The sequence below is a fragment of the Luteibacter sp. P1_D3 genome (assembly GCF_056406135.1).
In genome coordinates this window covers 296,750-306,146 of sequence record NZ_JBFUAT010000002.1, presented here as the reverse complement: position 1 = coordinate 306,146, position 9,397 = coordinate 296,750, and the positions used below count along the sequence as shown (strand labels likewise).

The window sequence follows — 9,397 nt, the reverse complement described above, 5'->3', positions numbered from 1 at the left end:
CCTACCTGCAGGCCGAGATCAAGCAGCTCGACGACCGTATCGCCAGGATCAAGGATCTGGACCGGGTCCGTGCAGGCCTCCTGCAGCGCAAGCAGATCATCGAGCAGCTTCAGGCCAATCGCTCGCAGATGGTCCACCTGTTCGACGAACTGGTGAAGACCATTCCGGCGAGCGCGCGCCTGGGCGGCATGAAACAGTCGGGTGACTCCATGTCCCTTGACGGCGTATCGCAGTCCAACTCCAGCGTCGCCGAGTACATGCGGAACATCGAAGCCTCGCCCTGGATGGGGCATGCCGACCTGCGCAAGACGGAAAATACGCATGACGCCTCACGCATGCCCTATGCGTTCGGTCTCGACGTCCGCCTGAACCACCCCGGCGATGGCCCGGATGGCGCGCCTGCGGGTTCGTCCAGCAGTGCCGCTCCCGCATCGGCATCGAGCGTCGCTACGGTCCCCGCGGTGCTGGCCAATGGGGCTAATGCAGCGGTCGGCAAACCCGCCGCTGCTCCCGCTCCGACGCCCGCCGCCGCGGCTCCGGCTGCCGTTCCGGCCGCTCCGCGACCGGCTTCCGCCACCACGGCAGGAGCCAAGCCATGAAGTTTCTTGACGATCTGCGCAACCTCGATCGCCATAACGTCGGCGGCTGGCCGAAAGCGATCAAGCTGTTCTTCACCGGCCTGGTGTTCGTGGTCGTGGTGCTCGCCGGCTGGTACTTCGAAATCAGCTCGCAGCAGGACGACCTCACGACGGCTGAGAGCAAGGAGCTCACGCTCAAGACCGAGTTCTCGACGAAGCAGGCCAAGTCCGCCAACCTCGAAGCCCTCGAACAGCAGTTGACCGAAATGCAGGACATGCTGCGCACCCTGCTGCGCCAGCTGCCCAGCCGCACGGAAATGCCCGAGCTGCTCATCGACATCTCGCAGACCGCGCTAGCCGCGGGCATCGAGACGGAGTTGTTCCAGCCGGGTCCGGAAACGCCGAAGGACTTCTACGCGGAGAAGCCGATCACGCTACGCATGGTCGGCACCTACCACCAGTTCGGTACGTTTATCAGCGGTGTGGCCTCGCTGCCGCGCGTCGTCATCCTGACACTGCATGACGTCTCGTTGTCGCCGAAAACCGCCGACAAGAACGGCGTCGCTTCCGGTCAGCTGGTCCTTCAGGGCACGGTGAAAACCTATCGCTATCTGGAAGACGACGAGACCACGGCCCCGGCTGCTCCGGTCAAGGGGGGCAAATGATGAACGCTACGCACATCAAGTGGCGGCCCGCCGCGTCCCTGCTTTTTGTCGCCCTGGCCCTGGCCGGTTGCACCAAGGGGACCTCCGACCTGCGCGAGTGGGTCGATGCCGAAAAGCACAAGAAGGGAGAGCCGATCCCGGTGCTCCCGGTCATTCGCACGTTCGAGACGTTCGCTTACCAGGACCAGGGCGCCCGCGACCCGTTCAGCCCGAGCACGGCTGAAATGGATACGACCGCGTCTTCGGGCCCGCGACCGGATGAAAACCGTCCCAAGGAGCCGCTCGAGATGTTCTCGCTCGACACCCTCAAGATGGTTGGCACGGTCGGTGCAGGTTCCAGTCTCGAGGCACTCGTAAAAGATCCGGGTGGGGTGATCCATCGCATCCACCGCAATGAATACATGGGGCAGGCCTACGGTCGTGTAACGACCGTCGGGGAGGATCGGATCGATCTGRTCGAACTGGTGCCTAACGGCCAGGGCGGGTGGATGGAGCGTCCGGCAAGCATCGCGGTCGGCGAAAAATAAGAACTCGGGGATGACGCACATGACGACCAACTTCCATCATCTGCCGGGTAGCGCGCGCCATCGCGCGCGCCGCTGGGTGCTCGGCGCCACGCTCGCTTTCACCGGCGTGTTTGCTGGCACCGCATCGGCGGCGAACGCCCTGCAGAATGTCAGCTACGACGCACAGCCCGGGGGCCGCATCGAACTGACCCTCGCGTTCTCCGACGCCGCACCGGATCCGAAGGTCTTCACGACCAACAATCCGCCGCGCATCGCCATCGATCTGCCGGACACGACCAACGCGTTCAGTAGCCGCCACATCGACATCGCCAAGGGCTCCACAGCCGGCGTGTCGGTGGTCGCTGCGGGTGGGCGCACCCGCGTCACCATCGAGTTGTTCCGCGAATCGGCCTACCGCACCCGTGCTGAGGGTAAAAACCTCATCGTCACGGTGAACAATGGCCCGACTGGCGCGACGACGACCACGGCCATCGTGTCCGATCCGACCAAGGCGCTCCCCTCGAGCGCTGGCACACCGGTGTCGAACATCGATTTCCGCCGCGGCCCGAACGGCGAAGGCCGTGTGCTGGTCACCCTCGGCAGCTCGGCGACGACGCCCGAAATGCACCGCGAGGGCGATCACGTCATCGTCAGCCTGGCCGGGTCCAGCCTGCCGGCGAAGCTGGCCCAGCGCCTCGACGTGCTCGACTTCGCCACGCCGGTCCAGTCGATCGACTCGAAGGCCTCGCCGGGCGGCGCCCGCCTCGATATCCGTACCAAGGGTGAGATCGAGACCTCGGCCTACCAGAGCGGTAGCGAGTACGTGATCGAGGTGGCTGCCAAGAAGGCGGCTGCGCCGAACGGCAAGGCCGCGAAGGGTCAGGAACCGACGTATTCGGGTTCCCGCCTGACCTTCAACTTCCAGGACATCCCGGTTCGTTCGGCACTGCAGTTGATCGCCGACGAAGCCAAGCTGAACCTGGTCGCATCCGACAGCGTCGGCGGCAGCGTCACCCTCCGCCTTGTGAATACGCCGTGGGATCAGGCGCTCGACGTGATCCTGCGTGCCAAGGGTCTCGATAAGCGTCGCAGCGGCAACGTCATCTGGATCGCACCGCAGGCCGAACTCGCCAACTACGAGCAGAGCCTAGCCGACGCCCGACAGAAGGCCGAGGACTCGGCCGAGCTGATCTCCGACTACATCCCGATCAGCTACGGCAAGGCGGAAGACATCGCCAAGCTGCTGACCCAGGGCGCCATGCAGAGCACGGGCGGCAGCGCGACGAGCAACGCTTCGAGGGGCTTCCTCTCCAGCCGCGGCAGCGTCTCGTTCGACGACCGCACCAATACTCTTCTGGTCAACGACACGCCGGACAAGATCCGTGACCTGCGTGAGCTGATTGGGACGCTCGATCGCCCCGTGCAGCAGGTGTTGATCGAGTCGCGCATTGTCGTCGCCACCGACCAGTTTACCCGTCAGCTCGGTGTTCGCTGGGGTGCGCAGGCGTTCAACACGAACCCGAGCGGCCAGGTCATCGGCACGACGCCGGACTTCACCAGCGGTACCGGCACCCAGTTGGGTACGCAGGGCTTCGTGACAAATGTCGCGAACCTCAACAACGGTACGCAGGCCGACAAGACGCTCACCTACCCGGGTGGCTACAACGTCAACCTGCCGGTGGCGAACCCGGCCGGCAGCATCGGCCTGGCGATCCTCGGCGCCAACTACATGGTTGACCTCGAGCTCTCGGCCGCGCAGACCGAAGGCCGCAGCGAAGTCATCTCCAGCCCACGCGTGATTACCGCCAACCAGCAGGAAGCGGTGATCAAGCAGGGTACCCAGATCGGCTACGTGACCTACCAGGCCTCGAGCTCGGGCGGTGGTGCGCAGAACGCCACGGTGCAGTTCAAGGACGCCGTGCTCGAACTCCGCGTCACGCCGACGATCACGGCCGACAGCCGCGTGTACCTGAAGATCAACGTCAAGAAGGACGCGCTGGCCAGTCAGACGCCGTCGCCGGGTGGTGGCTTCGTGCCCTCGATCGACACCCGTGAGATCAACACCTCGGTGCTGGTCGACAACGGTCAGACGGTGGTCCTGGGCGGTATCTACGAGATCACCAAGTCCAATACGACGGACAAGGTGCCGGGTCTGGGCGATATCCCGGGTCTGGGCGTACTCTTCCGTCGCACGAACCGCCAGAACAACAAGGCCGAGCTGCTGATCTTCGTGACGCCGCGAATCCTCTCCGATTCCCTGCGATAACCCGGACTTGCAGTACATGAAAGGGGCGGCCTTCGGGCCGCCCTTTTTTTTGGCCCGCCGCCGGGGATGACTCATGGACCTAAACTTCTCCGGCCGGCTGTGGTCTCATCGTCCCTCTACCCGTACGAGAACCGCCGATGTCCGAGCTGCCGATTGCCACGACGCCCCTCCAGGAAGCGTTCGTCCGCCTGCGTGGGGAGCTGTCCCGCGGCATCATCGGTCAGCCGCACCTGGTCGAATGCCTGCTGATTGCCCTGCTGGCCGACGGTCACCTTCTCGTCGAGGGCGCACCGGGCCTGGCCAAGACCACGGCGATCAAGGCCCTCGCGACCCGTGTGGAGGCGGACTTCCACCGGATCCAGTTCACGCCCGACCTGCTTCCGGCCGATCTCACCGGTACCGACATCTTCCGTCCGCAGACCGGCACGTTCGAGTTCGAGCGGGGGCCGCTGTTCCACAACATCGTCCTCGCCGATGAGATCAATCGCGCGCCGGCCAAGGTCCAGTCGGCCCTGCTCGAGGCCATGGCCGAGCGTCAGATCACCATCGGCCGCCGCACCTGGCCGCTGCCGGACCTGTTCATGGTCATGGCGACGCAGAATCCCATCGAGCAGGAAGGGACCTTCGCCCTGCCGGAGGCCCAGCTCGATCGCTTCCTCATGCACGTCACCATCGGCTATCCCGACGCCGACGCCGAGCTGGCGATCCTGCGGCTCGCGCGCGAGCAGGCGCGCGAAGCCATGCACCCGGTCACCCCGCCGGCGCACGTGCTGCGTCCGGCGGATGTGTTCGCCGCACGCGACGCCGTCCTTGCCGTGCACATGGCCGCACCGCTGGAGCTCTATATCACCCAGCTTGTCGTCGCCACGCGTAACGCGGCGACGTACGGGCCGGAGCTTGCCCGCTGGATTGCCTGGGGTGCCAGTCCGCGTGCGACCATCGCACTGGATCGCTGCGCCCGCACGCACGCCTGGCTGGCCGGCCGCGATTACGTCATACCGGAAGACATCCATGTCATCGCGCACGAAGTACTGCGTCACCGCGTCTTGCCCAGCTACGAAGCCGAGGCCGAAGGCGTACGTATCGACTCGGTAATCGATCGCCTGCTGGATCTCGTACCGCTGCCGTGAGTGCCGCCGTCCCCATCCCGGATGGGCGCGTCCATGTGTCGCTGCCCGAACTGATCGCGCTGCGCGCGCGCGTGGCCCGCGCGCCGGCGCCACCGGTGGTGTCCCGCGTTCAGCGCAGCGGCCAACGGCCCGGCCGCCTGCACGGCCGTGGCATGGACTACGCCGAATCCCGCGTCTACCAGGCTGGCGACGACGTGCGCCGCATGGATTGGCGATTGACCGCGCGCAGTGGCGTCGCCCACACCAAGCTCTTCCAGGAAGAGCGCGAAGGACGTCTCCTGATCCTTCTCGACAGCAACGCGAGCATGCGCTTCGGCACGCGCACGCGGTTCAAGTCGGTCCAGGCCGCGCGCGCCGCGGCCATGGCCGCCTGGTATGCGGTGCGTGGTGGCGATCGTGTCGGCGTCCTCGCGTTCGGTGGTCAGCGGCAGCTGCTTCGCCCCGTGGGCGGCACGCGCGGTGCCCTGGCCGTAGCGGGCGCGATTGCCGCCTGGGATGCCTTGCCGCCTGGCGCGGACGAAACGCTTTCGTCGGCCCTGCAGCGCGCGGGGCGCCTCATGCATGGTGCATCGCGCGTGCTCATCGTCAGCGATGGCTTCGCCGTCGACGAGGCCGCCCGTGGTCGCATGCTCGGTCTCGTCGGCAAGGCAGAGGTGTCCGTGCTCATGGTGGCGGATGCGCTCGAACTCGCCCAGCCTCCGGCTGGACGCTATCCCTTCGCGCACGCTGGCGTGCACTACGACGTCGTGCTTCAGGGCGATCGCCAGCGCGCGGAGTTCGCCCGCACGCTGGGTGACGGTGTGCGGCGATTGTCCGCCCTGGCGACTGGCCTCAACCTGCGCGAGCGCACCATCGATACCACGTCCGATCCACTGGACGCGATCGTCGCCCTGCTCGGGGCGGGGAGGGCGCGCTGATGCCGACCGCCGGCCCCGAGTTGCGTGACATCCACGTTCCCCAGGTCTCGATGTGGTGGCCTCTGGCTCCCGGCTGGTGGCTGCTCATCGCGCTGCTGCTGGCGGCGGTGGTCGCCGGCGCGATCCTGCTTCGTCGGCGTACCGCGTGGAATCGTCGTGTCGACGCGACGCTGGCCGATCTGCATGACGCCACAGCCCGCTACGCGAAGGATGGCGATGTCGCCGCGTTCGCTTCCGTTGCGAGCCAGCTGCTGCGCCGGGTTGCGCGCACGCGCGATCCACGCAGCGTGGTCCTCAGGGATCTGGCATGGCGCGATGCCCTCGCGGCCATGGCGCCACGCCAGGACATCCACCGCCTGCTCGCGATCGACGATGCCATCTACCGTCCCGACGCGACCCTCGACGTGACGCCGACCGCGCGCGACGTCGAAGCGTGGGTGCGTGCGGCGCTACGCAGGAGGCCGTCGCATGTCGCTGCCTGAGTTCGCATGGCCCTGGCTTTTCGTCGCCTTGCCATTGCCGTGGCTGTTGCGTCACGTCTTGCGTCCGTTGAAGCCCGCACAGGCGATGAACCTGCCGCAGCCAGGCCTTGCGCTGGTGGCCGCGTCCGTGACGCGCGCACCGTTCGCGGCGACGCTGCTTCTGGCCTTGGCATGGCTCTGCCTGGTCACCGCCGCGGCCCGGCCGCAGCGGCTCGGACCACCCGAGCCGCAACAGCGCAGCGGGCGCGCGACGATGCTCGCGGTCGACCTTTCCGGAAGCATGTCGCTCGACGACATGGAACTGGCGGGTCGTAACGTGACCCGCTTCGCCGCTGTGGAAGCGATCGCTGGCGACTTCATCGATCGGCGCGCAGGCGATGAACTTGGACTCATCCTGTTTGGTTCGCAGGCCTACCTCGTCACACCGCTGACCTACGATCTGGACGCCGTGCGCGCGCAGTTGCATGGCGCCGTCGTCGGCTTGCCCGGACGTGAAACCGCGATCGGGGATGCACTCGCGGTCGCGGTCAAGCGCCTGGCCGACCTGCCCGAGCAGGCGCGTGTCGTCGTCCTGCTCACCGACGGTGTGAACAACGCCGGCTCCATCGCGCCGCGCGAAGCGGCTCGTGCGGCCAAGGCCGCTGGCGTTCGCGTCTACACCATCGGTATCGGCGCGAACGCCATGCGCGTTCCGGATTTCTTCGGAAGTCGCGTGGTCAATCCGTCCGCCGATCTCGATGTCGCGATGCTTACCGATATCGCCAACCAGACCGGTGGCCGGTTCTTCCGTGCGACCGACAGCAATGAACTCGCGCGGGCTTATCGGGCGATCGACGCGCTCGAGCCCGTGCCCCAGCAGGGTGCCGCGCTCAGGCCGCGCTTCGAACTGTTCCGCTGGCCGCTGCTGGCCTCGCTCGCCCTGTTCGCCATCGCCGCACTGCCGCGCTATCTCGGCCGGAGGGCGTTCGCATGATGGCGTGGGCTGGTAACTTCCATTTCATCGAGCCACGCTGGCTCTGGCTACTCGTGCTCGTCCCGCTGCTTGCGTGGCTCGTCGGCAGGCGTTCGGCCGAAGTGCGCGTGCTGACGAAGCTGGCGGACCCCTTGCTCCTTCCGCATCTGCTCGACGGCAAACCAGGCGCGTCGCGCGCGCCCGTCGTCGCCTTCATCGTCGCCGCGGCACTCGCCGTGATGGCCCTCGCCGGCCCCACGTGGGATCGGCAGTCGCAGCAGCTGTTCGCCGAGCGCGCCGCGCAAGTCGTGGTCGTCTCGATGTCGCCGCACATGCTGGCCCATGACGTCGTTCCGGACCGACTCAGTCGTGCGCGTTACAAGGTGCGCGAGCTCTATGCCGCGAATCGCGACGGCATGAATGCCTTGATCGCATACACCGGCGAGGCATTCACCGTGGCGCCGCTGACGACGGATGCGCACAGTGTCGACGACCTTCTGACCGCGCTCTCACCGGACACCATGCCGGTCGCCGGGGATGACCCGGGCAAAGCCATCGACATGGCTGCCGACCTGATTCGTCATGCCGACGTGCGAGGCGGTTCGATCGTCCTCGTCACCGACCACGCGGACGCCGCGGCCGCCGCCGCGGCGGGACGCGCGCGCGCGGCGGGAGATACCGTGTCGGTGCTCGGCCTGGGCACGACGCGTGGCGGCCCGGTCCCCAGTGACGACGGCGGTTTCCTCAAGGACGAGCAAGGTGCGATCGTCATGGCGCCGCGCAATGATGCGTCGCTCACGGCGGTAGCATCCGCCGGTGGCGGACGCTACGTCACCACCTCTGACGACCAGTCCGACGTGACCTCGCTGGCTTCGGCACTGCATGGCGATGGCGAAGGCAAGGCAGTCGCTGGCGCCGCCTCCGGCCAATGGCAGGATCGCGGCCCATGGCTGTTGCTTCCGCTTCTGCCGATCGTGGCGCTGGCCTTCCGGCGTGGGTGGTTGCTCGTGCTTGCCTTGGCCCTCCTGCCACTGTCACCCGCGCGCGCCGACGGCATCGCGGACTTCTTTCACACGCGCGATCAGCAGGCCGCGAAGGCGCTGTCCGAAGGCGATGCGCAGCGCGCTCAGTCCTTGGCTGCGAGCAATGCATTGCGTGGCGCCGCGGCGTATCGCGCCGGCGATTACGCGGCATCCGCCACCGCACTCGCGCATGGCACGGACAGCGATTCTCAATACAATCTCGGTAACGCGCTGGCGAAACAACAACGCTACGACGACGCGATCGCCGCTTACGATCGCGCGCTGAAAACGAATCCGGCCAACGCGGACGCCGCTGCCAATCGCAAGGCAGTCGCCGACTTCCTGCAAAAGCAGAAGCAGCAGGACAAGGACAAGAAGGACGACAAGAAGGACGGCAAGGGGCAGCAGGATAAGAAGCAGGGCCAGCCCGGCGACCAGGGCAAGGACCAGCAGGGTCAGCAAGGGCAGCAAGGGCAGCAGGGCGACGATCAAAAGAAGGGCGACAGTGGCCAGCAGCCCGGCGCCGATGGGAAGGATGGGCAGCAGGGCCAGCAAGGCTCGCAGGACAAGGAGCCAGGCAAGTCGCAGGCGCCGCAAGGCGATGCCGACGCCAAGTCGGCCGCCGAACGCCAGCAGGCGGAACAGGCGCAGGCCGCATTGAAGCAACAGATGGACGCGGCACTCGCCGGTAAGCAAGCCAAGCCGGCGGACGATAAAGGGCACGACCTCGGTGCCATCTCGGCGGATGATGCATCGTCCAAGTTGCCGCCCGATGTGCGGCGGGCACTGATGCGCGTTCCCGATGATCCCGGTGGTCTGCTGCGGAGAAAATTCATGCTCGAATACCAGCGTCGTCACGGCGCCGAGCCGGAGGAGTGA

9 protein-coding genes are annotated in these 9,397 nt (G+C 66.7%); all 9 read left to right on the top strand.

Going from position 1 to position 9,397, the window contains the following annotated elements:
- Window positions 1–599 (top strand): PilN domain-containing protein (locus AC1DYM_RS03425; protein ID WP_477335951.1); only part of this gene is annotated, 599 nt, incomplete at its 5' end.
- Complete coding sequence (locus AC1DYM_RS03420; RefSeq protein ID WP_477335949.1) at window positions 596–1,243, top strand: type IV pilus inner membrane component PilO; 648 nt, start codon at window positions 596–598, stop codon at window positions 1,241–1,243. The genes AC1DYM_RS03425 and AC1DYM_RS03420, both read left to right, overlap by 4 nt.
- Window positions 1,240–1,770 (top strand): pilus assembly protein PilP, encoded by a 531-nt coding sequence (locus tag AC1DYM_RS03415; protein ID WP_477335947.1) that lies wholly within the window; start codon window positions 1,240–1,242, stop codon window positions 1,768–1,770. Before AC1DYM_RS03420 ends, AC1DYM_RS03415 begins: the two co-directional genes overlap by 4 nt.
- A 19-nt stretch (window positions 1,771–1,789) precedes the next feature.
- Window positions 1,790–4,015 (top strand): type IV pilus secretin PilQ, encoded by a 2,226-nt coding sequence (locus AC1DYM_RS03410; protein ID WP_477335945.1) that lies wholly within the window; start codon window positions 1,790–1,792, stop codon window positions 4,013–4,015.
- Between the two features lie 137 nt (window positions 4,016–4,152).
- Window positions 4,153–5,145, top strand: a complete 993-nt coding sequence (locus AC1DYM_RS03405) for an AAA family ATPase (RefSeq protein ID WP_477335943.1) — start codon at window positions 4,153–4,155, stop codon at window positions 5,143–5,145.
- Window positions 5,142–6,062, top strand: coding sequence for a DUF58 domain-containing protein (locus tag AC1DYM_RS03400; RefSeq protein ID WP_477335941.1), 921 nt, complete (start codon window positions 5,142–5,144; stop codon window positions 6,060–6,062). Before AC1DYM_RS03405 ends, AC1DYM_RS03400 begins: the two co-directional genes overlap by 4 nt.
- Window positions 6,062–6,544 carry a DUF4381 domain-containing protein gene (locus tag AC1DYM_RS03395; protein ID WP_477335939.1) on the top strand — a complete coding sequence of 161 codons (483 nt, stop codon included), beginning with the start codon at window positions 6,062–6,064 and terminating at the stop codon, window positions 6,542–6,544. Before AC1DYM_RS03400 ends, AC1DYM_RS03395 begins: the two co-directional genes overlap by 1 nt.
- The gene (locus AC1DYM_RS03390; protein WP_477335978.1) at window positions 6,537–7,517 is read left to right on the top strand and encodes a VWA domain-containing protein; all 981 of its coding nucleotides are present in this window, start codon (window positions 6,537–6,539) and stop codon (window positions 7,515–7,517) included. Before AC1DYM_RS03395 ends, AC1DYM_RS03390 begins: the two co-directional genes overlap by 8 nt.
- Window positions 7,514–9,397, top strand: a complete 1,884-nt coding sequence (locus AC1DYM_RS03385) for a tetratricopeptide repeat protein (RefSeq protein WP_477335937.1) — start codon at window positions 7,514–7,516, stop codon at window positions 9,395–9,397. The genes AC1DYM_RS03390 and AC1DYM_RS03385 overlap by 4 nt, the downstream gene beginning before the upstream one ends.